This is a genomic window from Candidatus Afararchaeum irisae, assembly GCA_034190545.1.
GTDB classification, from domain to species: domain Archaea; phylum Halobacteriota; class Halobacteria; order Halobacteriales; family Afararchaeaceae; genus Afararchaeum; species Afararchaeum irisae.
The window spans coordinates 16499-42384 of sequence record JAXIOF010000016.1; the positions used below are offsets into that span (position 1 = coordinate 16499).

Sequence of the window (25886 nt, forward strand, 5' to 3'; positions counted from 1 at the left end):
TTTTGCTTTGCTTCAGTATTACTCGATAGCCTCGGCGTCGTCCGACTCCGACGTCTCTCCGTCTTCGGAGGCGTCGCCGACGGCATCTTGGTCGTCGAGCCTCTGTTTTAGCTCGTGGTTCTCGCGCGTGATCTCCTTTATACTGTCACGTAGCTCCTCGTTCTCAGCCTGAAGCTCCTGGTTCTCGTTCCTGTAATCTATCACGGTCGCGCGCCAGTCCTCGTTCCATCTCTTGAGGTCTTCCTTCTCCTCGACGAGCTTACCCTTGTAGAACTCGACACTCACCCACGTCGCTATGAGTGTCCACGCGAAGACCGAGAGACTAACTGTCGACTCGTTGAGCTCTGTCGGCGCTGTCTGTGAGTACGAGACCGCGGCGCCCACGAATCCGAGTATCAGAGTGACGTGTCCGAACCGTATCCTACGCGTGATATCCGTGACGTCCATGCTTTGACCCTTGTTACCGAGTCTCCTTAACTTAACTCCTTTCGGACTGTGTCTCGTCGGACGAAACGTCATCAGACGAAACGCCGAAGTCGGGGAAGTCGGTACTCTGGCTGTCGTTGTGGCTGTGGCTGTGGTCGTGGTCGCCGTCTCCGGTCATTCCCGTCGTGAGAACCATCCTGAGACCCTTCTCGACGGGTATGTCGACCTCAGTGAGACGTGACTCGGGTACCATAGACAGGAAGCCCGCTGTGGGGTTGGGACTCATAGGTATGAAGACGTTGTAGAGATCCTCGTCTGTGACGTGTTCGTCACCGCTCTTCCATCTCTCACGTTCACGGTCGTTGACAGCCTCCTCTATCTCGTCGGGGCTGTCATTGGTGACGAATCCCATAGTGTAGACGCCCTTCCGAGGCCACTCGACGACGACGACCGTGTCGTACCTCGTGTCCCTTTCCATGAGGGCGTCCGAGACCTGACGTACGCTGGAGTAGATAGGGCTCACTACTGGAATACGTTCTATGAGATGTTCGAACTCGGCGAAGACAGTCTGACCGAACCCCTTCGTGGCGACGAAGCCGACGACTGTTACGAAGAAAACCAGAACCAGAGCGCCGACCACCTGTGCGACTATCTCTATGTTGGCTGTGTAACTCGTGAGGGCGGTTATCTCTATGAGAGGCTGGACGAAGCCGGTTATCCTCGTGAAGATGAACCTGAGGACGAAGAGAGTCACTGCGAGGGGTGCGAGGAGTGCGAGACCCGCTATGAATCCGTTACGTATCTCTCTCGACAGGGACATTGTGGTTCGAGACACGGACGCGACGGATAAAAAACTACCATAAGGTATAATCACACAAAGAGATACGATAAGACAATGAAGTCATCTCCGTCCTCTCTCGACGACCTCGAAGCTACGGGCAAACGAGTTCTGATGCGCGTCGACTTCAACTCGCCGATAGACCCCGCGACGGGACGTATACTCGACGACAAGAGGCTCCGCGGACATCTCGACAGCATAAGACGTCTCTCCGAGTCGTCTCTCGTCCTCTTAGCCCACCAGTCACGTCCGGGCAAGGACGACTTCACCACACTCGAAAGACACGCCGAGAGACTCGGGAGACTCCTCCCGAACGAGAGGGACGTGGGATACGTCGACAGCGTCTTCGGGTCGAGCGCGCGCGAGGAGATCAAGAGACTCGATAAGGGCGACGTTCTCCTCCTCGAAAACGTGCGTTTCTACTCGGAGGAGTACATGTCGATGGAGCCCGAGAGGGCGGCGAAGACACACGAGGTCGAGAGGCTAGCACCCCTATTCGACGCCTACGTAAACGACGCGTTCTCTGCGGCACACCGTTCCCAGCCCTCTCTCGTGGGCTTCCCGCGTCGTCTCGCGTCTTACGCCGGGGATCTGATGGAGAAGGAGCTACGTATACTCGGGGGAGTGACTGACTCCGAGAAGCCCAGAGTCTTCGCTCTCGGAGGCGGAAAGCCCGTCGACACAGTCGAGGTCACTCGTAACGTCCTCTCGAAGAACCGCGCCGAGAGGGTTCTTATATCCGGAATCGCGGGCAACATCTTCCTGATCGCTCAGGGCATCGAAGTCGGAGACGAGACAGAGGAGTTTCTCCGGGACGAGGGGCATTACGGTCTCGTCGACGACGCGAAGGATATACTCGACGAGTTCGAGGACTGTGTCGAGATACCCATAGACGTCGCAGTCGAGAGAGACGGCGAGAGGATCGAGGTCGGAGTCGACGAGCTTCCGGCGGAGTCACAGGCTCTCGACATAGGCGTCGAGACGATGGCACGTTACTCACAGATTCTGAGGGACGCGGGAACAGTCGTCGTAAACGGTCCTCCGGGTGTCTACGAGAAGAAGCCCTTCTCACGTGGCACCGAGGCGGTGTTCGAAGCCGCGTCTGAGGCGGGCTTCTCGGTCGCGGGAGGCGGCGACACCTCGGCGGCGATAGACGCACTCGACGTCAAGGGCTTTGACCACATCTCGTCGGGCGGAGGCGCGGCGACGTCTTTCCTCTCGGGGGAGAAGCTTCCCGCCGTAGAGGCTCTGTGTCGGCGCGAAGAAAAAGCTTAAAGCCGTTGTACACGAATCTTGTAGTAGAGCGAGTGCCTCGGTAGCTCAGACTGGCCAGAGCGAGTCCCTTGTAAGGACTATGTCGAGGGTTCAAATCCCTCCCGAGGCTGTCTATGTCGACTTCTGACATATCGTTGCCGTCGTCAGTTATGAGCCGTCTGCCGGTTCCAGAAGGTGAGAAGAAGAGATACCTCATCTACCACGGCAGGTGGCAGCTCTCTACTCTCGTGATGATGCTGCCTATGACTATGTTAGACCTTCTCAAGCTTCCGGTTCAGATCAACCTCGTGATAACCCAGTTCATAGGCGCGTGTATCTTCTGGTTTATCGACAGGAGGATATTCGACGAGTAAAATATAGTCAACTCTTTTTATCTCGGAGACTGACTCAGATCCATGAACTTCGGCGACTGGAACGACTGGGACCACGTCACTAAGCTAGATCCCGACAAGGAGATAGAGCGACACGAGATAGTCGAGGTGTGTGAGTCGGGTACCGACGCTATAATGGTCGGAGGTACACAGAGGATCACAGAGGAGAAGATACATACACTCACAGAGGTTCTGAGGGAGAAGGAAGTCCCTCTCACACTCGAACCCTCGAATCCCTCCGCCGTGGTACACGACGTCGACTGGGTCTTCGTTCCGACGGTTCTCAACGCGGGAGACGTCCTCTGGGTCACGGGTGCCCACAAGGAGTGGGTCAAGGATCAGAGGGACGAGATACGGTGGGATCGGACAGCGATGGAGGGATACATAGTTCTCAACCCCGACAGCGCGGTGGCTGAGCTAACCAACTCCTACACCGATATAGATGCCGACGACGTCGCTTCTTACGCAGTCGTCGGCGAGAAGGCGTTTAACCTGCCTATCATATACGTCGAGTACTCGGGAACCTACGGAGACCCCGACGTAGTCGAGGAGGTCTCGGAGGCTCTCGACGACGCCGCGCTCTTCTACGGCGGAGGAATAGACTCCTACGAGAAGGCGGAGGAGATGGCGGAGTACGCCGACACAGTAATAGTCGGAGACGCCGTCTACGACGAGGGCGTCGAGGCTCTGAGACAGACCGTCGAGGGAGCTAAGTCTAAGTCTCAGTCTAAGTAGTAGAGTCCCAGTCCCATCCCGGAAGACGTGTCTGTATCCCCGCGGCTATCCCCGCGAGTACGTCGTCGTATCCCGCAGTCGTGGTCGTGGCTTCCTCGTCTCTGTTATCCGAGTCACCCACCACCTCCTCAGTGTAGACGTCGATGTAATGGAAGGTCGACTCGGCGAGTGTACGATGTGGGTCGTCGCCCGCTATCATAGAAGCGATTCTTCTACCTATGATCTCGTCTACTATGAAGCCGTCGTAGTCGTTCTCGACTTCGAGACCCTCTCCGAGTTTCACGAGTGCGGCGAGGTTGACCGCGAGATCTTCGTCCTCAAGAACCGTCTCAAACTCGTCTATGACCTCGTCCTCGGTGACATCTCTGACGTCCTGGTCGAAGACCTCGCCGAGCTTCCGGCGTGCGAAGTTTATGAGACGCGTTATATCGTCGGCGTCGTCGACGACCTCACGTCTGACTTCTTCTACGGTGTCCTCCGAGAGCTTCATTTTTTATATTTATATGAACCTGTAGGTCTCGAGGTTCATCGGCGATATGGTTCTCATGTTGAACTTCTTGTACAGCGACGACGCGAGATCCTTCGTGTTCGACTCGTCGCCGTGGACGGTGAATATCTTCTCGGGGCGTGGGTTCATCGTCTCGACGAACTTGACGAGACCGTCCCTGTCGGCGTGTCCCGAGAATCCCTCTACCGTAGTGACTTCTAGGTTTATCTTGACAGTGTCAGACCTACCCTTTCCGCCCGAGACATGAACCTCGTCACGTCCCGACTGTATGCTGTGTCCGGTAGTTCCGGCTGCCTGGTATCCGACGAAGACGAGCGAGTTCTCGTCGTCGGGCGCGAGGAACTGGAGATGCTCCATCACGGGACCTCCCGCCATCATGCCGTTAGTGGCGAGGACTATGGCGGGGTCTCCGTCACGTATCTCCTGTCTCTGTTCGGTTCCCTCGTCGACCTGTTCGAAGTAGTCAGCGAGGAACGGGTTCTCGTCCTCGTGGAAGATACGGTCTCTGAGGTCGTCGTTGAGGTACTCGGGGTGTGCGGTATGTATCGCTGTCGCCTCCCAGATCATTCCGTCGAGGTAGACGGGCATCTCGGGTATATCGCCGTTCCGCATAGCCTCCTCCAAGACGACCATTAGCTCCTGTGACCTTCCGACCGAGAACGCGGGTATCAGAACCTTTCCGCCCCTGTCGGCTGTCCTCTTTATGACGTTCTTGAGCTTCTTCTCCGCCTCGTCCCTCGACGGCTGTATGTCGTTCCTGCCTCCGTAGGTCGACTCGAGGAAGAGTGTTTCGAGACGTGGGAAGTCGTTGACAGCACCGTTGAAGAGACGTGTGTCCTTGTAATGTATGTCACCCGAGAATCCGACGTTGTAGAGTCCGTCGCCTATGTGGAAATGTGCGACCGCGCTTCCGAGTATATGTCCCGCGTTGTGGAAGGTGAGCTTGATGTCAGGGGCTATGTCGGTGACATCACCGTATTCGAGTGTGATACTGTGTTTTATCGCCTCCCTAGCCATCTCACTCGTGTAGGGCGGCGTTCTACCCTCCTTCGCGGCGACGTCGAGGTAGTCCTGCTGGAGAAGACCCATCAGGTCACGCGTCGGGGGTGTCATGTAGACGGGACCGTCGTAGCCGTACTTGTAGAGGAGGGGTATCAGGGCGGAGTGGTCGAGATGTGCGTGTGTCAGAACCACTGCGTCTAACTGGTTGAGAGGGTTCGCCTCGGGGACTTCGAGATGTGGACTCTCGTCGGTACCCGGCTTGTCACCGCAGTCGATGAGGACACGCGTCTCGGGAGTCGAGAGTATGAAAGACGCCCTTCCGACCTCACGGCAGCAGCCGAGCGAGGTGACACGTACCCACTCTTCGTCCGACGTGGTGTCCCTGTGTATCCTCCTACCCGTCTTACGCAGGAACTCCTTCCTGTCGTCGCTCTCGTGTCTGAGGTAACGCCGTATGTCCCTCACAGTCCTCGACTCTATAGGAGGCGTCCTGACGACGTCGGGTGTCCATCCCGTAGCGCGCGTGATCTCACGTAATGTCGATCCGTTCTTTCCTATCACGAGACCCGGCTTCTTCGCCTTTATAGTGATCTCTCCGAGGTCGGGGTTGAACTCGTAGTCGGTGATTCCCGCCTCGTCGGGGACTATATCCTCTATCTCGTCACGTGTCGTCTCGGGCTCAGCTAAGACGCTGGGGTCGGGACGTACAGTAATACGTTTCCTGAGCTTTCTAGCCAACTGGCGGACTAGGTCTCCGTCGTGTGCGAACTTCTTGGGGTCACTCGTGTAGATCACGAGCTCCGGACCCTCGTACTCGACGTTACTCACACCGACGCCTGCTGGTAGTTCTTTCTCGATCTGTCTCTTGATGTCTTCGAGCTCGTCTTGGGCGTTCATGTTTGTCTACGGCGGAGGGAGAAAAAGCCGAGTCTACAGCTCCTCTATTATCTCTTCGATCTCGTCCTCATCTACCATCTCGAATCCCTCGTCGGGAGTTATAGTAGACAGAAGAATTCCGTTTCCACTCGCAGTGTCTCTCTCCATCGCGCTCTGGAGCGACCTGACGGCGAGGCTCTTTGCCTCCTCGACCGAGAGACCCTCGGAGAACTTGTCCTCTAAGACTCCGTACGCGATCACGGAGCCGCTGCCCGTCGTGGCGTAGTTCTCCTCCATGACTCCTCCCGCGGGGTCGAGTGTGAATACGTGGGGTCCGTCTTCGTCGACACCTCCGAGTATGGGGACGACGAAGAAACGGATCGACCTCATTATGTTGCCCGCCATGCTCGCGAGCGCCTTCATGGATATCGACTTGTCCCTACGTGTCTCGTAGAGGTTCGACTCGATCTTGAGAGTCTTAGCGAGACTCTGGCCATCTCCGACGCCTCCGCTTATCGTGAGACCCGCGGTGTCGGTGACCTGGTAGATCTTCTTCGCTGTCTTGCTCGCGACGAGGTTGCCCATGCTCGCACGTCTCTCGGTCGCAAGCACGACGGCATCTTCGGTCGTGAGTCCTATCGTCGTGGTTCCCTCGGCGATGTCCTCCTCGTCTATGCCTTGCCTGTTAGCGGGTGCGTCTAGCTCGATTCCGCTTGGTGTGACTGTAGGTGTGTCTCTGTCTGTTCTGTTACTGTTAGGGTTCATCATTATATCTCGTCTCTCCTTAGCTGGGTAGTCTGTCTCATCAAAACTCAGAACTATGTCGTACTTAGAGATGCCGACTATTTAAAATTTCTTGACGAAGACGGCGACAGCCACAGTCACAGTCACAAGCCTCTTCTACATGAGAGCCATTTATCATATATGCTCGGACGTCTCCTACTCGTCTTCACAGTAATACCGTTTGTCGACCTGCTTCTCCTACTACGGATAGCCGACGTCATAGGTCCTCTGGAGACACTCGGGGTGGTCGTACTCACCGGAGTCGCAGGAGCCTACCTCGCGCGGTCTCAGGGAATACAGACCCTCCGAAGGATACAGCACAGGCTCCAGCAGGGAGCGTCTCCGTCGGACGAACTCACCGACGGCGCTCTCATAATCGCTGGCGCGGCATTTCTGGCGACCCCGGGACTCATCACCGACACCGCCGGCTTCGTATTCCTACTCCCTTTCACACGTCCGCCCCTCAGAAGGTTCGTCCAGTCGTACTTCAGACGGAAGGCACAGCAGGGCTACGTCCACGTCGAGACGTATTAGGACAGGAGCGGAAAAAGAAAGCTTAAAACGAGAGTCGTCCAAACTTCGATCTGAGGGCCAGTAGCTTAGCTAGGTTGAGCGCTCGGCTGATAACCGGGAGGTCCGCGGTTCAAATCCGCGCTGGCCCAAAACCTTCGGTTTTGCGGACTCATGAATCTTCGATTTAAGAATGGCCCATGAGAGACTGAACGCAGTGAGGAAGCGAATGGGACAAGCGGATTTGAATTAGGGAACCAAAGTGACCGTAGTTCAAATCCGCGCTGGCCCAAAACCTTCGGTTTTGCGGACTCATGAATCTTCAATTTACGAATAGATCCATCCGCGGTATTGCTCGGTGTCCTCTGAGTCCTCAGCTGAATCTAAAACAGTAACTGTAACTTTACGACGCTCCAAGTATAACACAGATGCAGAACACTGATCCTGACTACGACAACATCGTAATAGGCGCAGGAGTAGCCGGACTCTCAGCCGCACTCTACACGTCACGTCTCAACCATCCGACGTTAGTGATAGACAAAGGCGGCGGACGTATAAACCAGGTACGCCACGTCCACAACTACATAGGAGTGACCGACGACAACACGGGCGAGGACTTACAGTCGGTCGGCATAGACCAGGTGAAGAAACACGGAGGCGAGTTCGTCCACGACAAGGCAGTCGACGCGACGAAGGAAGACGGCGTCTTCCACGTCGAGACGGACAGCGGTGACGTCTATACTTCGCGTTCGCTCGTCGTCGCGACGGGGATGATGGACGTATTCCCCCAGGTTCCGGGACTCGGACGTTTCAACGGACACGAGGTGCATTACTGTCTCCACTGTGACGCCCATCTATGTATAAACGAGGACGTCTTCGTCTTAGGCGACGACGACCACGCCGCAGTCGTCGCACTCATTCTTCTCAACTTCACAGACGACGTCACATTTCTCACGAACGGCGAGACTCCCGAGTTGAGCGAAGAGTACTCCGAGAAGATCGAGACGAACGGGATAGATGTCGTCGAGAAGGAGATAGAGTGTGCGGAGGGAGACGAACACCTCGAACGTCTCGTCTTCGAAGACGGCGAGTCGCGGGAGTTCGACAGAGGCTTCGCGATGCTAGGCGGTAGGGTCAACAACGGGATACTCGAGAGCCTCGGAGCCGAACTCAACGACTCGGGCTACGCCGTGATCGACGACGACGCTAAGACAGACATCGACGGTCTCTACGCCGTCGGAGACGTCACAGACGAGAACAACCAGATTCCGATAGGTGTCGGAAAGGGCGCAAAGGCGGGACTCGACATACACAAGAGCCTGAGGGAGTTTCCGTAAACTACCCCACCCTACTTCGCTCGGGCAAACCCTTGCTCGTGGAGGGATGGGGCTTTGACGTGGACTTCCGTTCTATGGCTATGAACCAACGGAGAGGCCTGTCTCCCCGTCGAAGGGGCATCAGTACTTACACGTTCACGGTCATCGTCCCGCCATTTAGCGCGACGTCTACGGGTGCGCCTCCGTCGCCGCCGTTCTGGTTGCGACGGAGTAGGAGTAAGGTATGCGACGCCGAGGCCGATCCCAAGAACTGTTCTGTTCTCAGGGACTTCGGCGTTGCTTCCCTCACTATCAGTATCTATCGTTTTATACAGTTAAATGTTTTACTACTATGTAGTGGTGGAGTTAACCGAGTCCAGAGAAAAGTGTTGGTGGAGGATGGGACGCGCTCCTCCCCTCCCTACTGCGTATGCAAATCGAAGATTTGCTTGTGCTAGAAAACTCTACGAGTTTTCTGCATCACAGAAATCTTTGATTTCTGAACGTCCTCAGAACGCTTCGCGGTCTGATGTGCGAACGAGAGCTCTGCTCTCGTTAACGTCCCCAGAAATCTTCGATTTCTGGTGTGCGAACGAATCGCTACGCGATTCGTTAACGCTGCTTGAGAGCCTGGGCTCTCTGCGCTGCTCGTTGAGGAAGGGGGCTCCGCGCTATCTTGTGCTGATCCCGAATTCCGATCCAGTCCCGACGACGATCACTTCCCGTACCGTCTCTCCCTGTCCTGGAACTCTCGGAATGCACGTAGAAGGTCGCGTTTCCTGAGCGAGTCCCACGAGAAGTCGGCGAAGTACAGCTCTGTGTAGACCGACTGCCAGATCATGAAGTCGGAGAGTCGGTCGTTTCCGGTTATCATCATGTCGGGCTCACCCTTGAAGACGAGATGTCTCTCTATGGTCTCCTCGTCTACGTCATCGGGATCGAGTTCGTCGTCCTCTACCTCGCGCGCCATCTGTCTGAGTGCACCGACGAACTCGTTGCGTCCTCCGAGACCCAGAGAGACCCTGACGTCCAACTCCGTCCCGTCGGTCTCACGTGTCTCGGTGTCGACTTCATCCGCGTGTCGGCTTACGAAGTCGATACTGATACCGTCGGTCTCCAAAGTACCGAAGCCGTCGTGTAGTCTGTCGGAATCGGGAACGGAATCAGGATCAGGATCAGGATCGGGATCGGAGGCGGGGTTAGAGTCGGAATCAGATGTGCCCTCGGGAATGCTAACATAGAGGCTGACGCGTTCGACACCGAGATCCGAGGACCAGCCGAGGAGATCCGAGACAGTCTCGAAGCCACCGTCGAGGAGGTCGGAGCCCGACGTGACTACGGCTACGTGGTCAGGTGTACCACGTCTTCTGACCTTACGTTCGAGGAGACGGTCATAGACGTACACGTTATCGGAATTATAAAGTGCGACGGCTTATATAGCTTCTACATGCGCTTGCCTCCCAAGACACGACTGTACGCCGTCGTCGGAGTCTTGGGACTCGCCTCGCCCTACCTCGGAAAGCTCTCTCTTCTCCCCTTCGCTCTAATAGGCTTCGCGGGATTCGCTTCGAGGTCTCCGTCGTGGGAAACCCAAGCCACCGACGACGCGATGTCACTCGGATTCGCCGCGTTCGGCATATCTCTTCTCTCCTACTTCCTCGGTCTGCCCCAGGTCGGAGTCACCGGATCTATACTCGGGGTCGTAGCCGGCGACTTCGGTGTTCGGTCTCTGGGGAGAAAGAGCGTCTGGTCTCCCGTAGCCTTCGTCACAGCAGGAGGTGTCACAGGCGTCCTGGGGGTCGTAGTCTCGCCCCTCGTGGTGTCTGTTTCGGAAGCCTTCTTCGTTGTTACAGTGGGTGTCCTCGTCGCGGCAACTGTCGGATTCGGTCTTTCGGAGGGCAAACGGAGACTCAGTAGAGGCAATGCGTCGTACATGGCGGTAAGCTCAGCCGCGGCGATCTGGGTCACACGTAGCCTCGAAACCGAGGTGACGGGAGAAGGCGTCGGTGTCGCTTTCGCCGCAGTGGCAGCCTTCGCGTGTGTCTCGTACTACATAGGCGCGGCGAGTGTCACAGGAGCCCTCACGGGAACAGTCGTGGGCTTCGTGACCTCGGTGGCCGGAGGCTTCGGCTGGCTCGGAGTTCTAATGCTTTTCTTCGTTCTAGGCGCGGGTTCAACGAGGTACAGATACGACGACAAGATAGAGATGGGGGTCGCCGAGGAGAACGACGGAGCCCGAGGAGCCACGAACGTCCTCGCCAACTCGGCTGTGGGTCTGGTAGCCGTAGTCGTCTTCGGTCTCGGACTCGGCGATCCCATCAGCGAGATAGCAAAGCTCGTATTCGCAGGAAGCCTAGCGACTGCGACAGCCGACACGCTTTCGAGTGAGATCGGATCAGTTCACGAGACTCCGCGTCTGATAACGACTTTCGAGAAGGTTTCGCCGGGCACTGACGGGGGAGTAACCCTCCAAGGTGAGGTGGTCACCGTCGCAGCGAGTGTCTTCGTCGCGGCTGTCTCGGCGGTGCTCGGTGTAGTTCCCGTCGAGACTGCTGTACTCGTATTCGTCGGTCTGGGTGGTATCTTAGGAGCACACATCGACTCGGTACTCGGGGCGACAGTAGAGGGGAGTCTGATGAACAACACTGGCGTCAACTTCGCAGCCACAGCCTCGGGAGGCGTCGGGGCAGCAGTTCTCTACTTACTTTAGCAGTTCCGAGTCAGACGGACGTCTAGTGAGTCTGTCGAGTCAGTCGGCGGTTCGGAGACAACGACGGTTACCACGGTGGGGTTACAGTCGACCTCGAAGTTACGTCTGAGACGTTCGGAGGAGTCGGACTCCACAGTCAGGACGTAGCTGCCCGATCCTATCCTCGTGTCTGCGGTGTGTTCAGCCGACTCTGAGGCTACCCTGTAAGACCTCTCGAAGACTACCGTGTTCTCGTTCTCGAATAATGTCTCAACTGATACGTCCACCCTGTGTGAGACAGTATCGTGGTTGACGACACGTATCTCGGCGTGTTCGCCGATCCTGTCGGTGACTAAGCCGGGCGCGCCCACGAAGACGGCTACGAAGAGGAGAGCTACGACGAGTTCGACCACGAGCACACGGAAAGCCCTCTTCCTGAGTCTCGACACACAGTGGCTGTAGTCCCGAACCAATATATCTCTTTGTGCGTCACATCTGTGGTGTGTTATGCAGTAACAGGGCGCATGACAACTCTTTTCACACCTTTAACATGCGAAACTTTTAAAGTTCTGAGACGGTTATACTGGTTTAGAACGGAACACGTTCGGCGCATAGATAGATGAACACGACACGTTCTCGTATAACTGGAGCTGACGCAGATACAGACCAGACTGAGACTGAGGGGAGACTGTTCTACCCAGACGTCGTACGAGCACAGACACGAACAGCTACGCCTACGCCGATGTGTACCGCAGACAGATAATAAGAACAGAGTGATCAGACATGTCTGAGATAGAAACAATCGAAGTAGACGAAGAAGAGATTCAGAACAAGAACAAGGGAGACTTGATCAAGCTCGCGGGTAAGCTGAGAGACCGCAGGAACGAGCTCAACTCGACTGCGAGCGAGAGAGCCTCGAAGAGGAACGAGCTCAACGAGAAGGCTCGTGACCTCGTAGACAAGGCTCAGGAGCACCGTGAGAAGAGGGACGAGCTCAACGAGAAGGTTCAGGAGTACAAGGACAAGAGGAACGAGCTCAACGAGAAGGCTAACGAGCTCTTCGACGAGGTCGAGGAGAAGAAGGAGGAGCTCGACATGGACAACGACGAATCTCTTGAGGAGCTCAAGGACAAGATAGAGAAGCTCGAGTTCAGACAGCAGACAGAGGTTCTTGAGTCCGACGAGGAGAGCGAGCTCATAGACAAGATAGAGAACCTCCGCGAGAAGTACAACAAGAAGAAGGAGAAGTTAGACGACACGGGCGACATAGACGAGATACGTGAGGAAGCCGAGGAAGCACGTGAGAAGGCGAGTGAGGCTCACGAGAAGGTGCTTCAGGCAGCCGACGACGCACAGGAGCACCACGACAAGATGATAGAGGCGTACAGGAAGGCTGACGAGGTACGTGAGGAAGCCGACGAGATGCACGAGAGCTTCGTCGAGGCTCAGGAAGCCGCCGACGAGCACCACGAGAACTTCGTGAAGGTTCAGAAACGCCTCCGTGAGCTCGACAAGAAGGAGGAGAAGGAGAAGAGATCCGAGAAGGAGAAGGAGAAGGAGATAGCGAAGGAACAGGCACGCGAGGTCTACGAGAAGTTCAAGGAGGGCGAGACACTCGACACCGACGACCTCATGCTCCTCCAGAAGGCAGGTCTTCTGTAGTGTATACAGCGTAGTCAGACAGCTTACTTTTCACTTCTTCATTATAACTGAGAGGACGTCCTCGTCGCTGAGGACGTGATCCTCGCCAACCTGCTGACCGTCGTGTTTGGCACTGTCTCCCCAGACCTTGGCGTAACGGAAACGCTCCTCGGCTTCGCCGTGTATCTTCGAGGCGAGGTCACCGACGGTAGCACCCTCCCTGACGACCATCGGCTCGTCGTAGTCGGGGTCGCCGCCCTGTGGCTTCATGTAGATCCTGATGAGATCGAGCGACTCGAAGACCATCTCCTTGAACGCGTCTAAGCCTTTGCCTTCCTTCGCGCTTATGCCGACGGCGTCGTCAACTCCGTACTCCGAGAGCTTCTCACGTGTCCTCTCGACAGTCGATGGGTCGGCGAGATCCATCTTGTTGACGGTGACGGCGGAGTCGACGTAGACGCGGTTGTCGAGGATGGCGTCGTTGAGTTCGTCGACTGTGACGTCTTCCCTTATGACGACAGACGCGTTGACTATGCCGTGTTGTTCACAGATGCTCTCGACGAGTTCGTCGTCTATCTCGACGTCGTCGAACTTCCTCACGTCTATGCCTCCCCTGTCCTTCCTGTTTATCTTGACACGCGGGGGCGAGGCGTCTATACGTATTCCGTGTTCGTATAGCTCGTCGTGGAGTGTCTTGTACTGTTCGGGCTCGAAGACGTCGACCATGAAGACGAGGAGGTCGGCGGATCTCACGACGCTCAGAATCTCCTTTCCTCCGCCGCGTCCCTCGCTCGCTCCTTCTATCAGACCCGGGACATCGAGTATCTGTATGTCGGTGTTCCTGTACTTGAGCATACCCGGGACGACCTCCAACGTAGTGAAGCCGTAAGACCCCGTCTCACTCTCTGCGTTCGTGATCTGGTTGAGAAGAGTCGACTTTCCGACACTCGGGAAGCCGACGAGAACGACCCTAGCGTCTCCCGTCTTGGGTATGTTGTATCCCCCACCGCCGCCGCTCCCCGACTCCCTCTGTGCGAGCTCGTCCTTGAGCTTCGAGAGCTTAGCCTTGAGACGTCCTATGTGTTTCTCTGTCGACTTGTTGTAGGGAGTGTTCTCGATCTCCTCCTCTATCTCCTGGATCTCTTCCTGAAGTCCCATTCCGTAGTCGGTATAGTTAGCAGTGAAACATTAAGACTGGGAAAAGTTAGTAAGGTATAGCCCCGTACACTAACTCCGAAGCTTCATCCTCTGGTAGTCCTCTGTCGGCTCCGGTGAACCCTCGTGCGGGGCATATCGCACGTCAGGGTTCTCCCCGTCTCATCCAGCGCGAGTGCGTAGTCAACGGAGGGATTTATGACGCGCACGGGAGAGTACGACGCCGAGGTATTAATCTCCTTTGTCTGTGTCTGTGCGCACCTACGTTATCTATGTCCGATTTGATCCTCCGTCATTCTCTGACGACCAAGACCCTCTGTGGACGAGGTCTTCGAGGTCGATCCTCTCACGCCATCCCTCCTTCTGTAACGTCGGCTCGTCGGGGAACTCCTCGGGGTATCCGACACACAGATACGCGATCGGTTCGACGTGGTGGGGTATACCGAGTATCTCCCTGACTTCGTGGGGATACAGGAAGCTCACCCATCCGACTCCGACGCCCTCGGCACGTGCGGCGAGCCAGAGGTTCTGGACGGCGAGACACGTCGAGTAGACGTCGGCGCGTCTCATCGAGTTCCTTCCTAGGACGTGAGGAGCGTCCCTCGTCGGGTCACACGTCACACAGATATTGACGGGAGACTCCTCTATGCCTTCGAGCTTGAGACGTCCGAACTCCGACTTTCTGGGTTCGCGGTACGCCTCCTCGGCTGCGTTTATGGCACGTTCGGCGACGTCCTTTATCTCCGACTTCTTGTCGTCGTCCTCGACGAGAACGAAGTCCCACGGCTGTGAGAAGCCCACGCTCGGGGCGTGGTGGGCGGCGTCGAGCATTCTCTCCAAGACGTCGTCGGGAACCTCATCGCTCCGAAAACGCCGTATGTCACGTCTCGACCTCACGAGACGGTGAAAGGAGTCTATCTCGTCGTCTGTGAAGCTCGTCATAGATGTATTTCCATGAGAAAGTAGTTTAAAGACGCGGTACGAAGCCGAGTTATGGAGCTCGATCCTTTCCAGATGGGTCTGGAGTTCGGAGGCGGGGGTATACTCGGCTTCGTGATAGGCTATGCGACAAAGAAGATAGCGAAGCTGATAGCAATCATAATAGGTGCAGAGCTCGCCCTCTTCCGTTTCTTAGAGACGAAAGGCGTCCTGTCGGTCAACTGGGACGCACTCGCCGACGGAACCGCTAACCTGACCTCGACGGGTACACAGAACGTCGGGGAAGCCGCTAGCTACGTCACGAGTCTCGCGAGTGCGGTTCCGATAGGCGGCGGATTCGCCGCAGGAACCTACATCGGGTTCAAGAAGGGGTGACGGGGTTCGCCACTGTCCTAAGTCTTAAGGATATGAATACAGTATGAATATGTATGAGTGAGTCGGAGAAACGTAAGGTCGGCGAGCGGGGACAGATAACCCTCCCTAAGAGTCTCCGCGAGAAGCTCGACATCCACGGTGGTGACGAAGTCGTGGTTCACGAGGAAGACGGTAAGATAGTAGTCGAGAAACACATGGTACGTGAGAGGCTCGCCGAGGGATACAGATCTGTCTCGGATCGCTCGGAGAAGATCGCCAAGGAGATGGAAGGTGTTTCGAAGGAGGCTAACGAGTACCTGGGTGACGCGCCCGAATGGTAATGTAATGGTAAACACGGTGCGTATTCAACGTGGAGACATAATAATAGCCGAGTTAGACCCGACTCGGGGCTCCGAACAGCGCGGAACACGTCCATGTCTGGTAGTTCAGAATGACATCGGTAACCGAAACGCGCCGACTACCATAGTCGCTCCATTCAGTACTTCTTATGACAGTATCTATCCGTTCGAGGTTCTCGTATCGGCTGACGAATCGCCCTTAAAAGAAGACTCAGTCGTAGACTGTAGCCAGATACGTACTGTGTCCGTAGAACACCGTATACGGGATAAGATAGGTTCCGTATCCGACGAAAAGATGGACGAAGTTGACTCGTCTCTGGAGTACAGTCTGGGACTGACTCAGTTCTGAGTCTACTACTCGTACTCCTCTCGGAGCTCGTCGGCGGCGTCGACCATGTTCTTCATCTTCTGGTAGGCTACGTCTCTCGGAAGCAGCTTGACTCCACAGTCGGGGTTGACCCAGAGATCCTCGGGCGGCACGACTTCGAGACCCTTCTCTATGTTCTGTTTTATCTCCTCGACTGACTCGACCGATGCGTCGTGGACGTCGAGACAGCCGAATCCGAGCTCCTTCGTGAAGTCGTGTTCCTTGAGAGTCTCGACGAACTCGAAGTCGTTGTTGGCGAACTCAAGTGCGAACTGGTCGATCTCGAAGTCGAGCATGTCGGGGTAGATCGTCGAGAAGTCGCCGTAACAGACATGCATGAAGGTCTTCTCGACATCGAGACCGTCGACGACCTCCGCGGTTGCCTCTCTGACGAGGTCGATGTCCTCGGGACGTGTCGAGAGAGCGGGCTCGTCTATCTGTATGTACTCCGCGCCCGCGTCGGCGAGTCTCTTGAGCTCGTCGTTCATTATGTCGGCGAGCTTCATCACGAGCTCGTCACGTTCGTAGACCTCGTTGAAAGCCCAGTCGGTCATCGTGTAGGGTCCTGTGATCGGAACCTTGACGGCGTGGAGCTCACTCGTGACGTCACGCGCGAACTCGTACTCGTCTACGAGCATAGGACCCGGCTCTCCGAGGTCTTCGACTACGCTCGGCTTGTCGTAGTAGTTGTTACCCCAGACACGTACGGGACCGTTGAACTCGAAGCCGGGAATCTCCTCTGCGAAGAACTCAACCATCTCCTCACGTCGCATCTCACCGTCGCTCAGGACGTCGATTCCGGCGTCCTCGTGTTCGTCTATGACTACGCGGACGGCGTCGTCTTCTGCCTCCTGAAGACGTTCGTCGGAGAAGTCATCGTCCTCGTGTAGTCTGTTCACTGCGTTGAGCCACTTGGGCTTGGGGTAGCTTCCGATTACTGTAGTGGGAAAGAGCTTGTCGTCGTACATTATCTTACCTCCTGTGTTGCTTCTCCGAGACGTTCGACCTTGTCCTCCATGATGACCCACGGGAGGAAGTCGAGTCCCGCACTCGGCGCGACGTAGGCTGTCTCGGGCGATCCGGCGTCTAAGACGTCGTTGACAGACGAGACGAGTTCGTCGACCGACTCGAGACGTGTGTTACGTGAGTTCATACAGCCGATCTGGAGACTCTCGGGGGCTCCGTACTCATTGACTGCGTCTATGTTGTCGTCTCCGGCGACGACGTCTATTCCTATCCCGTCGACCGCATCGAGAAGGTCAGGATAGACGTCTGCTATGTCTCCGAAGTAGGTGTTGACAATTACTTCGGCGTCGATCCCCTCGAGTGATCTCTCGACCGTCTCGACAGCCTTCTGAACCTCGTCGTCGGTGGCGTTTATGAGAGACGGCTCGTCGAGCTGTATAGTCTCGGCACCCGCGTCGACGAGTGCTTCGAGTTCGGCGTTGACGACGTCTGCGAACCCCGCGAGGTAATCGTCCTCGTCTCCGTAGTAGTCGTCGTCAGAGAGGTCGGCTAGCGAGTAGGCTCCCGCCATCACAGCCTTCGCCTCCGAGTCGGCTATCTCGACTGCGTGTTCGTACTCGTCGACTGTGAGACCCTGCGAGTGTCCGAGTTCGTCCTCGACCATCGGGCGTCGGTAGTAACGGTTGTTGTCGTAGAACCGTATGATCCCCTTCATGTCGATACCGTCGATACGTGTCGCGGGGAAGGCGAGTATGTCGTCCCACGCTAACTGTCCCTCGGTCACGAGTTCGAGTCCGGCGTCCTCCTGTACCTCGATGACCTCCTTGCGTCCCTTGTCAAATGTCTCTTCGAGTTGCCTCTCGACCTCGGGGTCGAGTCCTTCCTTCTGGTGTCCTTCGTGCTCCTTGAGGGTCTCTATGACGTAGTCGGGTCGCGGGAAGTATCCCGCTGTAGTCCCTACTATATCGCTCATCTCGAAAATCCCTCCCCGACGGATGGATTTTCGATGGTCGTGAATCGAAGATTCACGGGTACACGAGAACTTGTTCTCGTGATGATCTCGAAAATGATGTCATTTTCGCTCATTCTGTATCCCCTCTGTACTGAGTTCTCATGTGGGAAAATAGTGTAGGACGAGTATAATACTGTTCCTTTGTCTCAGAGGAGATTCGACCTCAGAGCTGTTATGAGAAGAGTGAGAGTCACGATGCTCCCGACTGTGGTGACGAGTATCACTGTACTCATGTACTCGGGCGGCGAGACGTCTTCGTCGTCGAGGTCGGAGTAGGCTATCGTGAGAGCGAGAGGTATGACAGCCGCGGGGGTCGCTGATTCGAGGACGAAGACATCTGCTACAGTAGGGTCGTCGAATCCGACGGCTGACGCGATGACTAAGCCGACGGCGGGTGCGACGACTAGCTTGAGAGACGTCGGGAGGGCTATACGTGAAAACGACGTTCTACCGAGGTCTACGTCGACTAGCTGGACGCCGAGGACTGTGAGCATCAGGGGTATCGAGGCGTCGCCGACGAGACGTACCGTCTCCATCACCGATTCCGACGGGAGTACGCCGAGGTACCTCACGATGACTGCGGCAACGACCGCATATATTAGAGGGAGACGCAGAATCTCGATCAGGCTCTCTCGGGTGTCGGCGGTTCCCGACGACGCGACGTAGACACCGAGTGTATAGACTAGAAGGTTCTGTACGGTGAGGAAGAGTACCGCAGTAGTACGTCCTACCTCGCCGAAAGCGAACTCAGAGAGAGGAACTCCTATGAATCCCGAGTTGGGGAAGGCACTCGAAAGCACGACGACGCTCGCGACCGACCGTGGCTCGCCGAGTATCTTCGAGGCGACGTATCCGAGAGACATCATTCCGAGTGCGTAGGCTACGACCCCGACAGAGAGGCTGGCGACCGCACGACCCCCGAGGTCGGTAGTTGTGAGGCTGTGGAAAACGAGAGCCGGGACGAAGAAGTAGAGCGCCACAGTATTTACAGACTCGACGTCTATCTCAAACCTGGTTCCGAGGAGATAGCCGACACCTGTTATACCGAGTATTGGGGCTATCGCAGTCGTGAACGCAGAGACGAGTGACACGGAGTTGAGTCGTCGGGGAGTAACAAGAATCGACTGATTTCGACCCATGCCGCCGTAACTATTAATAATCGCCCAGAGCAATAGACTCCATCTAACAGATGGACAGAGACGAACTTCCCGACAACGTCCTCTTCGACTGGTACCTGCGTTACATAGGCGAGCCCGACGCCAAGACCGATGTCTACGCAGGCTTCGGAATATTCCTCGGCGGAATTGCTCTGGGTCTTCTGGGTCTAGTGATCTTCCTTCCGAGCACCGCGACCGAGGTCGGCTCAGACCTCTACTGGACATTGCGTGAGACATCGATCAGCATGGCTATCGTGGGCCTTCCCTTAGTGATGCTCGGAGTAGCGGTTCTCCTGCCTGTGAGAAAACGCGCCGTATACGCCGCAGTCACGGGAACCGCTGTCTGTGTCGTGGGTGTCGTGATGTTCGCCTCGTCTTATCCTTCGAACTTCAACGTCGATCAGTCTGTGACTGCGCGTGTTGTCTCGGTCTACGCAGTCGGTCTCGCGCTCGTGGTGTCGTCGACTGGAGCGGCTCTGATAGCCCACCATCTCGAAAAGGCACGTGGGGTAGGCGAACGATCCGAAGAGTCGGAGACTGAGACAGATACGAGACCCAAGGTCTCACAAGAAGACGTCGAGAGCGACATAGAGGAGGCAATGAGTACGACCGAGATATCGTGGGGAGGAGTCGAAAAGAAGGAGACCAAACGTCTCAGCCTCGATGTTGACACGGAGATAAGCGGACAGGGGTTTGACGTCGACGCCGAGGAGACGAGGGCGTCGGGTTCCGCTGTCGACGAGGCTGTCTCGGGACTCAAGAATCTCAAGGGAGGTGAGACAAAGGAGGCGAAAGGTGGGAGCACCGACGACCAGACGGAGGCTCTCAGACAGCTCCGTAACCAGGGAGACGCGGAGTCAGGATCGGAGGGAGTGGGAGGAGTAAAAACAGACTCCGGGGGACTCGTCGACAGAATCAGGAGATGGCTGACTTAACTGTAAGTTACTTTTATTAATCCCGAGACGTATCTTGGGAGCATGGCAAAAGGATTGGACGTCGGGACGATGAACATTATCTCGTCCCGCCAGGACGGAGACGAGACAGCTTTCGTACAGCAGAGAAACTCCTTCGTCGAGATAGAGCACAGCGACATGGCGGAGCGGATGCTGTCGAGAAGCGATGTTCTCCACATTAGGAAGGACGACCAGGTCTACGTAGTCGGCGACGACGCCCTCAACTTCGCTAATATATTTAACGAGGAGACGCGCCGGCCGATGCAGCACGGAATACTTTCGAGCGACGAGAAGTCGGCTATCCCAATGATCAAGCTCATAACCGAACAGGTCGTCGGCGAGCCGAGGAGACACAACGAACGTCTCTACTACTCTACCCCCGCCGATCCCATAGACTCCGACATATCGACTCTGTATCACCAGAAAACTCTCGAATCACTCCTCGGTGACATAGGATACGACCCCGAGCCGATCAACGAGGGAATGGCTGTGATCTACTCCGAGCTAGCCGACCACAACTTCACTGGATTAGGAATAAGCTTCGGCGCGGGAATGACGAACGTCTGTCTCGCGTACTACGCAGTCCCCGTGATGAAGTTCTCGATAGCGAGAGGTGGCGACTGGATAGACGAAGAGGCAGCGAGTGCGACAGGAACACCCGTCGATAAGGTCACTTCGATAAAGGAGGACGACTTCAAGCTCGACTTCAGAACCGACGTCGGCGGGGTCGAGGGCGCTCTCTCTATCTACTACAACAACCTCATAGACTACATAATCGAGAACATACAGGAGGAGGTCGACGAGGAGGACATAGAGGAAGGACTCGATGTCCCAGTCGTCGTCACGGGGGGAACGTCGAGTCCACGCGGATTCGAGGAGCTCTTCGAGGAGAGCCTCTCGAACGCCGACATACCCTTCTCGATCAGCAGGGTGAGACAGGCAGAGGATCCCCTGTACAGCGTCGCAAAGGGCGCACTCGTCGCCGCACGTACTGAGGAGGAAGACGAGGGCGCTGACGTAGAGACGGGTGCAGGCACGGATATGGAGACAGACGCGGACGGCTCGACAAACGACGAAGTCGAGGTACGTGACGACGCCGAGAGGGTCGACTGACTCAGACATGAAGGTCAGTGAGGTGATGGAGACCGACGTCGTTACGGCTTCGCCCGACGAGACAGTGAGCGAGGTGGCTAGGAGTCTGCGCGAGAACGACGTGAGCGGGATGCCCGTCGTAGAGGACAACGTCGTCCTCGGAGTGGTGAGCGAGGCTGACCTTCTCGATCTCATAGACACGAAGGAGGAGGAGAAGAACATCTGGCTTCCGTCACCCTTTGAGGCGATAGAGCTTCCCCTCAGAGCGTTCCCTCTCAGAGAGTGGCTTGAGAGACACGACATAATAGAGGAAGAGCTCGAAGACATAGGAGAGATGCCCGTGAGAGACGTCATGACACGTGACGTCAAGACGGCGTCGGCGGACGACACAGTCGAAGATGCGTCTCATCTCATGGTGAATTACAGCATCAACCGTCTTCCCGTTCTCGACGAGGACGGCGACTTCGTCGGAATTGTGACGCGAGAGGACATACTCGAAGGTATAGTCGACTAGAGCCTAGAGATCCCAGTACTCCGACTGTATATCCTTTACCTCTTCTAAGACATCAGAGACATCGGGCGACTCCGTCGGAGGATCGTAGATCGAGGGTTCACGTATCTGTGAGGTGTCGAGACCCGCGAGAGAGCCTATGACTGCGAGGTTGGTGTAGGGAAGACCGCCTTCTATTCCGTATCCTCCCGAGAGAGACGCCACCACCCTTCCGTCACAGACTTCCTCGGCTGTATCGAGGGCTTTCTGCATAAGAGAAGCGTAGCCACTCGCAGTGACGCCAAGATCCGTGATGGGATCGGTGAAATGGTTGTCCTGACCCGCCTCTATGAAGAGTAAGTCGGGGTTGAACTCGCGCGCCACGGGCTCGAAGACCTCCTCGACGACCCTGAGATAGCCGTCGTCGCCCGTCTTTGGGGGAAGAGGCACGTTGACGGTGTATCCCTCTCCGTCGCCCTTTCCGACCTCGTGTGCGTACCCCGTACCGGGGAAGAGTGTCTTGCCGTCCTGGTGTGTCGAGACTGCGAGAACCGAGGGGTCGTCGTAGAATATCTCCTGTGTGCCGTCGAAGTGGTGGGCGTCCCAGTCCCAGATCAGAACCTTGCCGACGTCCTTGGCCTCCTGTAGATACTTCACCATCACGGCGGTGTTGTTTATGAAACAGAAGCCGTGCCCTCTGTCGGGGAAAGCGTGGTGTCCCCCGGGACGTGACATCACGAACGAGGTGTCGTAGTCACCGTCGACGACTAACTCGCCCCCGAGCTTTACGCCACCCGCTGAGAGACGTGCCGAGTCCCACGTGTGTTCGGAGACATGTGTGTCAGGGCTCAGGGAGCCGTCGCCCGAGTCGGACATGGACCTCAGGCTCTCTAAGTACTCCTCGTCGTGGACACGCAGGAGGTCTTCGTACGACGCGGGAGAAGGCTCGACTAGCTCAACCTCGGGGAGATCGAAGACACCCTCCTCCTCAAGCTGATCCATCGTGTAGGCGAGACGTTCGCGTCTCTCGGGATGGGTCGGAGTGTGTTCGTGGAGTAGGTAGTCGTCGTCGTAGACTAGCCCGAGAGTCACTGTTTCTCACCTCGACTGTGGCTGGGGACGTGTCTGTTTGTGTAGCTGAGATCGGGGACGACCTGTGCGGTGGCGTCGGCTATCTGTCCCACGACACGGCTGTTCTCGACGACGTTGAACCTGCGCATGTTGACCGTCTCGACCTCGTCCATCCCTGTGTCCTCCCCCGCACCTGCGTCCTTGGCTGCCCTGAGTGCCTCCTCACACGCTATACGTTCAATCTCTTCGTGGGTGAGTTGGTCGTATCCTGCCTCCCTCTTAGTAGAGCCGAGGGCTGTGACAGTGGTGACGTTCTGAACCGTGTCTATGTGTATGTCCGTCTTGACACTCACACGTGCCGCGGCACATCCCACGGCTCCCGATACCTCGGCGTTCTCGGGAACTACGACACCGATGTCGGTCTGGGTCGCCTCACGTATACGTGGAGCGATATACGGTGCGAGAACACCGCCGGCTACGAGGAGATCCTTGTCGTAGCTCCGTGAGAGACGTCCGACCTCGTCGGCTATACGTGAGACGGCTTCGTCTATTATACCCTCCGCAGTAGCCCCCGACGACTCGACGGCTGACTCAGCAGCCTCGACGTCCCCCTCGTCCATCTCGCCGAGGGCATGTAGGGCGTCCGTAGGAGTAGGAGTGTCCCCCCCGAATGCGACAGCCGAAGACCCACGGTAGTCCCCGAGTTCGCCGTCGACGACAGCCGTGTCGCCACCGACGGGGAGGTTTACCGAGTCGACGCCGTCGTAGTATGTACTCAGACCGTTGACCGTATAGCCCTCGTCGGTAACCGGAAAGCCACCGTCGAGGACTGTTATGTCGGTCGTAGTGCCGCCTATGTCGACACAGACGGCGTCGCGTCTCCCCGAAAGAGCCGCGAGTCCGAGCGCGCTCGCCGCCGAGCCACTCCTGACCGTGTGTGACGGGTTAGAGAGGGCGGCGTCCTCGGATAACATCGCTCCGTCTCCCTTGAGGTAGTAGACCGGAGCGTCGACGCCCGCGTCAGCGAGTGCCTCGCCTATGTCGTCCTCGAAGCTCTCGAAGACTGTCTTCGACTTGGCGTTGAAGACTGTGGTCGCGGCGCGCTCGGGAAATCCGAGCTTTCCTCCCGACTCGTTTCCGAGGGCGATGAAGTCGGCGTCTTCACTGATCTCGTCTGCGACCGCCTCTTCGACCTCGGGGTTTCTCGGAGAGAACTTCGAGGTCACAGCAACGACCGGGTTCGAGGGCTTCTCCCCGATCTGTGCTTTTTCGGTGACACGTCCCCTGTGGTCTATCGCACCCCTCGCGAGTATATTCTCGTCACCGTGGAAAGCTAAGCTGGGCGAGAGACCCGGACCCGGAACAACGACGTTCGTGGCGTCTGGAAGCCTGTCCTGTAAAGCCGAGTTGAGAACGAGTGTCGTGGCGACGACTACGCGTTCGACTTCCTCCCCACGTGTTTCGAGCTTAGAAACCGAGTCACGTACCGACTTCGAGGGGTTGGAGGGGTCGAGGCTAGCCTTCGAGGTGGTCACGACTCCGTCCTCGGGATCGAGACCCACGGCGTCGACGTTGGTTCCTCCGGCGTCTACTCCTATTATCATCCTGTTTCCTCCTCGGCTCTTTTCGCGTCAGTGTCGGTGTCACGGTCACCGTCTCTACGGGGCTCGGTCTCTTTATGAGTATGAGTCTCTGTGGCGTCTTTCGAGTCGTCCTCCGTCTTCTGTATCCTGACACGGAGAATCCTCGTCCCCTCTGTCTCCTCTACCGTGAGACTGACACCGTCGTGCTGTATGGTCTCGTCCTCGTCTACGAGACGCCCCATCCGGTTGTATATGAATCCTGCGACGGTCTCGAACTCACCCTCCTCGGGGAGGTCGACGCCGAGTGTCTCGTTGACCTCGTCTATGTTGACCTCTCCCTTGACCACGACGGTCGTGTCGTCGACCTTCTCTATAGGCGGCTCCTCCTGCTGTGTCTCGAATATCTCGCCGACTATCTCCTCGACCATGTCCTCTATCGAGACGATTCCCTGTGTCGATCCGAACTCGTCTATGACGACAGAGAGACGTATCCGTTCGAGCCTCATCTCAGTGAGGAGTTCGTCTATCTCCTTCGTCTCGGGAACGTGGAGAGTCGGCTGTATTATGTCATCGAGTGTCTCGCCCGTCTGTCTCGCTCTCAGAACGTCACGCAGGTCGACTATCCCCTCGATATGGTCGAGTGTGTCGTGGTAGACGGGTAGACGTGTGTAATGGTTCTCGACACAGATCTCCTGGATCTCGTCGAGAGAGGTCTCGTCGTCGACAGCGACTATGTCGAGGCGTGGTGTCATGACCTCCTTGGCTATCGTGTTTCTGAAGCTCAGAACCCTCTGGAGCATACGTCTCTCGTCTTCCTCTATCGCACCTTGACGCTCACCCGTACGGAGTATGCCTCTTATCTCCTCGCGCGTGATGTAGGACGACTCTATGTCCGAGCGTCCTCCCGTTATCTTGTTGACCCCGCGCGTGAGGTAGTCGAAGAAGAGTATAGCGGGGTACATTATCTTCTGTGAGAGCCTGAGAGGACGTGAGATTCGGAGAGCCCACGACTCGGTGTTCTCGACGGCGTAGGACTTCGGCGCGCTCTCTCCGAGTATGAGGACGAAGAAACTCACAACTACGGTCGCCGCCGTGACGGCTAAGCCGCTGTTGGTGAAGTAGATGCCGAATAGAACGGTCGCTATACTCGACATCGCTATGTTGACGACGTTGTTCCCGACGAGTATAGTCACGAGTAGACGGTGAGGATCGGAACGTAGCTCACTTAAGACGGAGGCTCTCTTGTCGTCGGAGTTCTCCATAGACTCTATCTTGTGTCTCTCTAGGGAGAACATGGCTATCTCGCTGGAGGAGAAGAAAGCACTCAGAACCATGAGAAGAACCATGGCTCCAACGCCGAGAAGTACGACAGTAGATACTGTTACCATATCTGTGTAGTATATATAAAAACGTCGGGC

Annotated in this window: 28 protein-coding genes and 2 tRNA genes; 15 read left to right on the forward strand and 15 right to left on the reverse strand. The window is 56.5% G+C overall.

Going from position 1 to position 25886, the window contains the following annotated elements:
- Nucleotides 1-18: 18 nt before the first annotated feature.
- The gene (locus tag SV253_02005; GenBank protein MDY6774853.1) at nucleotides 19-447 is read right to left on the reverse strand and encodes a hypothetical protein; all 429 of its coding nucleotides are present in this window, start codon (nucleotides 445-447) and stop codon (nucleotides 19-21) included.
- 31 nt (nucleotides 448-478) lie between these two features.
- Nucleotides 479-1246 carry a DUF502 domain-containing protein gene (locus SV253_02010; protein MDY6774854.1) on the reverse strand — a complete coding sequence of 256 codons (768 nt, stop codon included), beginning with the start codon at nucleotides 1244-1246 and terminating at the stop codon, nucleotides 479-481.
- Between the two features lie 75 nt (nucleotides 1247-1321).
- On the opposite strand from SV253_02010, the gene SV253_02015 reads away from it, so the two are divergent.
- From SV253_02015 to SV253_02030, 4 genes are all read left to right on the forward strand, one after another.
- Complete coding sequence (locus SV253_02015) at nucleotides 1322-2539, forward strand: phosphoglycerate kinase (protein MDY6774855.1); 1218 nt, start codon at nucleotides 1322-1324, stop codon at nucleotides 2537-2539.
- A gap of 34 nt (nucleotides 2540-2573) precedes the next feature.
- Nucleotides 2574-2648: transfer RNA gene (locus SV253_02020), tRNA-Thr, on the forward strand.
- 4 nt (nucleotides 2649-2652) lie between these two features.
- Nucleotides 2653-2892 (forward strand): hypothetical protein, encoded by a 240-nt coding sequence (locus SV253_02025; GenBank protein MDY6774856.1) that lies wholly within the window; start codon nucleotides 2653-2655, stop codon nucleotides 2890-2892.
- A gap of 42 nt (nucleotides 2893-2934) precedes the next feature.
- Nucleotides 2935-3645 (forward strand): heptaprenylglyceryl phosphate synthase, encoded by a 711-nt coding sequence (locus SV253_02030; GenBank protein ID MDY6774857.1) that lies wholly within the window; start codon nucleotides 2935-2937, stop codon nucleotides 3643-3645.
- On the opposite strand, the gene SV253_02035 is transcribed toward SV253_02030, so the two are convergent.
- From SV253_02035 to psmB, 3 genes are read right to left on the reverse strand one after another with little or no spacing between them, the layout of a single operon-like run.
- A complete protein-coding gene (locus SV253_02035; GenBank protein ID MDY6774858.1) occupies nucleotides 3638-4135 on the reverse strand; it encodes a hypothetical protein in 498 nt (165 codons plus the stop codon). The two genes, SV253_02030 and SV253_02035, sit on opposite strands and share 8 nt — an antisense overlap.
- A gap of 9 nt (nucleotides 4136-4144) precedes the next feature.
- Entirely contained in the window at nucleotides 4145-6052 is a 1908-nt protein-coding gene (locus SV253_02040) for a beta-CASP ribonuclease aCPSF1 (GenBank protein ID MDY6774859.1), read from the reverse strand.
- A gap of 33 nt (nucleotides 6053-6085) precedes the next feature.
- Nucleotides 6086-6799 (reverse strand): archaeal proteasome endopeptidase complex subunit beta, encoded by a 714-nt coding sequence (psmB, locus tag SV253_02045; GenBank protein MDY6774860.1) that lies wholly within the window; start codon nucleotides 6797-6799, stop codon nucleotides 6086-6088.
- 156 nt (nucleotides 6800-6955) lie between these two features.
- Between psmB and SV253_02050 the strand changes: the two genes are divergently transcribed.
- The 3 genes from SV253_02050 to SV253_02060 all read left to right on the forward strand — a co-directional run bounded on the left by SV253_02050 (nucleotide 6956) and on the right by SV253_02060 (nucleotide 8661).
- Nucleotides 6956-7348 carry an FxsA family protein gene (locus tag SV253_02050; GenBank protein ID MDY6774861.1) on the forward strand — a complete coding sequence of 131 codons (393 nt, stop codon included), beginning with the start codon at nucleotides 6956-6958 and terminating at the stop codon, nucleotides 7346-7348.
- A 54-nt stretch (nucleotides 7349-7402) separates the two neighbouring features.
- Nucleotides 7403-7476: transfer RNA gene (locus SV253_02055), tRNA-Ile, on the forward strand.
- A 276-nt stretch (nucleotides 7477-7752) separates the two neighbouring features.
- Nucleotides 7753-8661, forward strand: a complete 909-nt coding sequence (locus SV253_02060; protein ID MDY6774862.1) for an NAD(P)/FAD-dependent oxidoreductase — start codon at nucleotides 7753-7755, stop codon at nucleotides 8659-8661.
- 694 nt (nucleotides 8662-9355) lie between these two features.
- Here the strand turns inward: SV253_02060 and SV253_02065 are convergent.
- Nucleotides 9356-10045: an undecaprenyl diphosphate synthase family protein gene (locus SV253_02065; GenBank protein ID MDY6774863.1), complete on the reverse strand. Its 690-nt coding sequence runs from the start codon at nucleotides 10043-10045 to the stop codon at nucleotides 9356-9358.
- A gap of 42 nt (nucleotides 10046-10087) precedes the next feature.
- On the opposite strand from SV253_02065, the gene SV253_02070 reads away from it, so the two are divergent.
- Nucleotides 10088-11350 carry a DUF92 domain-containing protein gene (locus tag SV253_02070; protein ID MDY6774864.1) on the forward strand — a complete coding sequence of 421 codons (1263 nt, stop codon included), beginning with the start codon at nucleotides 10088-10090 and terminating at the stop codon, nucleotides 11348-11350.
- On the opposite strand, the gene SV253_02075 is transcribed toward SV253_02070, so the two are convergent.
- Complete coding sequence (locus tag SV253_02075; protein MDY6774865.1) at nucleotides 11347-11778, reverse strand: hypothetical protein; 432 nt, start codon at nucleotides 11776-11778, stop codon at nucleotides 11347-11349. The genes SV253_02070 and SV253_02075 overlap by 4 nt on opposite strands.
- A 334-nt stretch (nucleotides 11779-12112) precedes the next feature.
- Here SV253_02075 and SV253_02080 point away from each other — a divergent pair, with 334 nt between their 5' ends.
- Nucleotides 12113-12991 carry a phosphoserine phosphatase gene (locus SV253_02080; GenBank protein MDY6774866.1) on the forward strand — a complete coding sequence of 293 codons (879 nt, stop codon included), beginning with the start codon at nucleotides 12113-12115 and terminating at the stop codon, nucleotides 12989-12991.
- 30 nt (nucleotides 12992-13021) lie between these two features.
- Here the strand turns inward: SV253_02080 and SV253_02085 are convergent, their stop codons facing one another.
- A complete protein-coding gene (locus tag SV253_02085; GenBank protein ID MDY6774867.1) occupies nucleotides 13022-14128 on the reverse strand; it encodes a GTP-binding protein in 1107 nt (368 codons plus the stop codon).
- 267 nt (nucleotides 14129-14395) lie between these two features.
- Complete coding sequence (gene bluB, locus SV253_02090; protein ID MDY6774868.1) at nucleotides 14396-15067, reverse strand: 5,6-dimethylbenzimidazole synthase; 672 nt, start codon at nucleotides 15065-15067, stop codon at nucleotides 14396-14398.
- 51 nt (nucleotides 15068-15118) lie between these two features.
- Here bluB and SV253_02095 point away from each other — a divergent pair, with 51 nt between their 5' ends.
- The 3 genes from SV253_02095 to SV253_02105 are packed head-to-tail and all read left to right on the forward strand — an operon-like array spanning nucleotide 15119 to nucleotide 16126.
- A complete protein-coding gene (locus tag SV253_02095; protein MDY6774869.1) occupies nucleotides 15119-15439 on the forward strand; it encodes an FUN14 domain-containing protein in 321 nt (106 codons plus the stop codon).
- Nucleotides 15440-15492: 53 nt separating this feature from the next.
- Complete coding sequence (locus SV253_02100) at nucleotides 15493-15759, forward strand: AbrB/MazE/SpoVT family DNA-binding domain-containing protein (protein ID MDY6774870.1); 267 nt, start codon at nucleotides 15493-15495, stop codon at nucleotides 15757-15759.
- 16 nt (nucleotides 15760-15775) lie between these two features.
- Nucleotides 15776-16126 carry a type II toxin-antitoxin system PemK/MazF family toxin gene (locus tag SV253_02105; protein ID MDY6774871.1) on the forward strand — a complete coding sequence of 117 codons (351 nt, stop codon included), beginning with the start codon at nucleotides 15776-15778 and terminating at the stop codon, nucleotides 16124-16126.
- A 5-nt stretch (nucleotides 16127-16131) separates the two neighbouring features.
- On the opposite strand, the gene SV253_02110 is transcribed toward SV253_02105, so the two are convergent.
- The 3 genes from SV253_02110 to SV253_02120 all read right to left on the reverse strand — a co-directional run bounded on the left by SV253_02110 (nucleotide 16132) and on the right by SV253_02120 (nucleotide 19213).
- Entirely contained in the window at nucleotides 16132-17112 is a 981-nt protein-coding gene (locus SV253_02110; protein MDY6774872.1) for a methionine synthase, read from the reverse strand.
- Nucleotides 17112-18083 (reverse strand): 5-methyltetrahydropteroyltriglutamate--homocysteine methyltransferase, encoded by a 972-nt coding sequence (locus SV253_02115; GenBank protein MDY6774873.1) that lies wholly within the window; start codon nucleotides 18081-18083, stop codon nucleotides 17112-17114. The genes SV253_02110 and SV253_02115 overlap by 1 nt, the downstream gene beginning before the upstream one ends.
- Nucleotides 18084-18268: 185 nt before the next feature.
- Nucleotides 18269-19213, reverse strand: coding sequence for an AEC family transporter (locus SV253_02120; protein ID MDY6774874.1), 945 nt, complete (start codon nucleotides 19211-19213; stop codon nucleotides 18269-18271).
- 98 nt (nucleotides 19214-19311) lie between these two features.
- Between SV253_02120 and SV253_02125 the strand changes: the two genes are divergently transcribed.
- The 3 genes from SV253_02125 to SV253_02135 are packed head-to-tail and all read left to right on the forward strand — an operon-like array spanning nucleotide 19312 to nucleotide 21838.
- Nucleotides 19312-20214, forward strand: coding sequence for a permease (locus tag SV253_02125; GenBank protein ID MDY6774875.1), 903 nt, complete (start codon nucleotides 19312-19314; stop codon nucleotides 20212-20214).
- 42 nt (nucleotides 20215-20256) lie between these two features.
- Nucleotides 20257-21345, forward strand: coding sequence for a hypothetical protein (locus tag SV253_02130; protein MDY6774876.1), 1089 nt, complete (start codon nucleotides 20257-20259; stop codon nucleotides 21343-21345).
- Nucleotides 21346-21352: 7 nt separating this feature from the next.
- The gene (locus tag SV253_02135; protein ID MDY6774877.1) at nucleotides 21353-21838 is read left to right on the forward strand and encodes a CBS domain-containing protein; all 486 of its coding nucleotides are present in this window, start codon (nucleotides 21353-21355) and stop codon (nucleotides 21836-21838) included.
- A 3-nt stretch (nucleotides 21839-21841) separates the two neighbouring features.
- On the opposite strand, the gene SV253_02140 is transcribed toward SV253_02135, so the two are convergent.
- The 3 genes from SV253_02140 to SV253_02150 are packed head-to-tail and all read right to left on the reverse strand — an operon-like array spanning nucleotide 21842 to nucleotide 25856.
- Nucleotides 21842-22906 (reverse strand): histone deacetylase, encoded by a 1065-nt coding sequence (locus SV253_02140; protein ID MDY6774878.1) that lies wholly within the window; start codon nucleotides 22904-22906, stop codon nucleotides 21842-21844.
- Nucleotides 22903-24489: a hydantoinase/oxoprolinase family protein gene (locus SV253_02145; GenBank protein ID MDY6774879.1), complete on the reverse strand. Its 1587-nt coding sequence runs from the start codon at nucleotides 24487-24489 to the stop codon at nucleotides 22903-22905. The genes SV253_02140 and SV253_02145 overlap by 4 nt, the downstream gene beginning before the upstream one ends.
- On the reverse strand, nucleotides 24486-25856 hold the full coding sequence (locus tag SV253_02150) for a hemolysin family protein (protein ID MDY6774880.1): 1371 nt from the start codon (nucleotides 25854-25856) through the stop codon (nucleotides 24486-24488). The genes SV253_02145 and SV253_02150 overlap by 4 nt, the downstream gene beginning before the upstream one ends.
- Between the last annotated feature and the right edge of the window lie 30 nt (nucleotides 25857-25886).

Coding starts and splice junctions, on each gene's coding strand:
- SV253_02005 (MDY6774853.1), bottom strand. CDS start 447: ATGGACGTCACGGATATCACGCGTAGGATACGGTTCGGACACGTCACT.
- SV253_02010 (MDY6774854.1), bottom strand. CDS start 1,246: ATGTCCCTGTCGAGAGAGATACGTAACGGATTCATAGCGGGTCTCGCA.
- SV253_02015 (MDY6774855.1), top strand. CDS start 1,322: ATGAAGTCATCTCCGTCCTCTCTCGACGACCTCGAAGCTACGGGCAAA.
- SV253_02025 (MDY6774856.1), top strand. CDS start 2,653: ATGTCGACTTCTGACATATCGTTGCCGTCGTCAGTTATGAGCCGTCTG.
- SV253_02030 (MDY6774857.1), top strand. CDS start 2,935: ATGAACTTCGGCGACTGGAACGACTGGGACCACGTCACTAAGCTAGAT.
- SV253_02035 (MDY6774858.1), bottom strand. CDS start 4,135: ATGAAGCTCTCGGAGGACACCGTAGAAGAAGTCAGACGTGAGGTCGTC.
- SV253_02040 (MDY6774859.1), bottom strand. CDS start 6,052: ATGAACGCCCAAGACGAGCTCGAAGACATCAAGAGACAGATCGAGAAA.
- psmB (MDY6774860.1), bottom strand. CDS start 6,799: ATGATGAACCCTAACAGTAACAGAACAGACAGAGACACACCTACAGTC.
- SV253_02050 (MDY6774861.1), top strand. CDS start 6,956: ATGCTCGGACGTCTCCTACTCGTCTTCACAGTAATACCGTTTGTCGAC.
- SV253_02060 (MDY6774862.1), top strand. CDS start 7,753: ATGCAGAACACTGATCCTGACTACGACAACATCGTAATAGGCGCAGGA.
- SV253_02070 (MDY6774864.1), top strand. CDS start 10,088: ATGCGCTTGCCTCCCAAGACACGACTGTACGCCGTCGTCGGAGTCTTG.
- SV253_02080 (MDY6774866.1), top strand. CDS start 12,113: ATGTCTGAGATAGAAACAATCGAAGTAGACGAAGAAGAGATTCAGAAC.
- SV253_02085 (MDY6774867.1), bottom strand. CDS start 14,128: ATGGGACTTCAGGAAGAGATCCAGGAGATAGAGGAGGAGATCGAGAAC.
- bluB (MDY6774868.1), bottom strand. CDS start 15,067: ATGACGAGCTTCACAGACGACGAGATAGACTCCTTTCACCGTCTCGTG.
- SV253_02095 (MDY6774869.1), top strand. CDS start 15,119: ATGGAGCTCGATCCTTTCCAGATGGGTCTGGAGTTCGGAGGCGGGGGT.
- SV253_02100 (MDY6774870.1), top strand. CDS start 15,493: ATGAGTGAGTCGGAGAAACGTAAGGTCGGCGAGCGGGGACAGATAACC.
- SV253_02110 (MDY6774872.1), bottom strand. CDS start 17,112: ATGTACGACGACAAGCTCTTTCCCACTACAGTAATCGGAAGCTACCCC.
- SV253_02115 (MDY6774873.1), bottom strand. CDS start 18,083: ATGAGCGATATAGTAGGGACTACAGCGGGATACTTCCCGCGACCCGAC.
- SV253_02125 (MDY6774875.1), top strand. CDS start 19,312: ATGGACAGAGACGAACTTCCCGACAACGTCCTCTTCGACTGGTACCTG.
- SV253_02130 (MDY6774876.1), top strand. CDS start 20,257: ATGGCAAAAGGATTGGACGTCGGGACGATGAACATTATCTCGTCCCGC.
- SV253_02135 (MDY6774877.1), top strand. CDS start 21,353: ATGAAGGTCAGTGAGGTGATGGAGACCGACGTCGTTACGGCTTCGCCC.
- SV253_02145 (MDY6774879.1), bottom strand. CDS start 24,489: ATGATAATAGGAGTAGACGCCGGAGGAACCAACGTCGACGCCGTGGGT.
- SV253_02150 (MDY6774880.1), bottom strand. CDS start 25,856: ATGGTAACAGTATCTACTGTCGTACTTCTCGGCGTTGGAGCCATGGTT.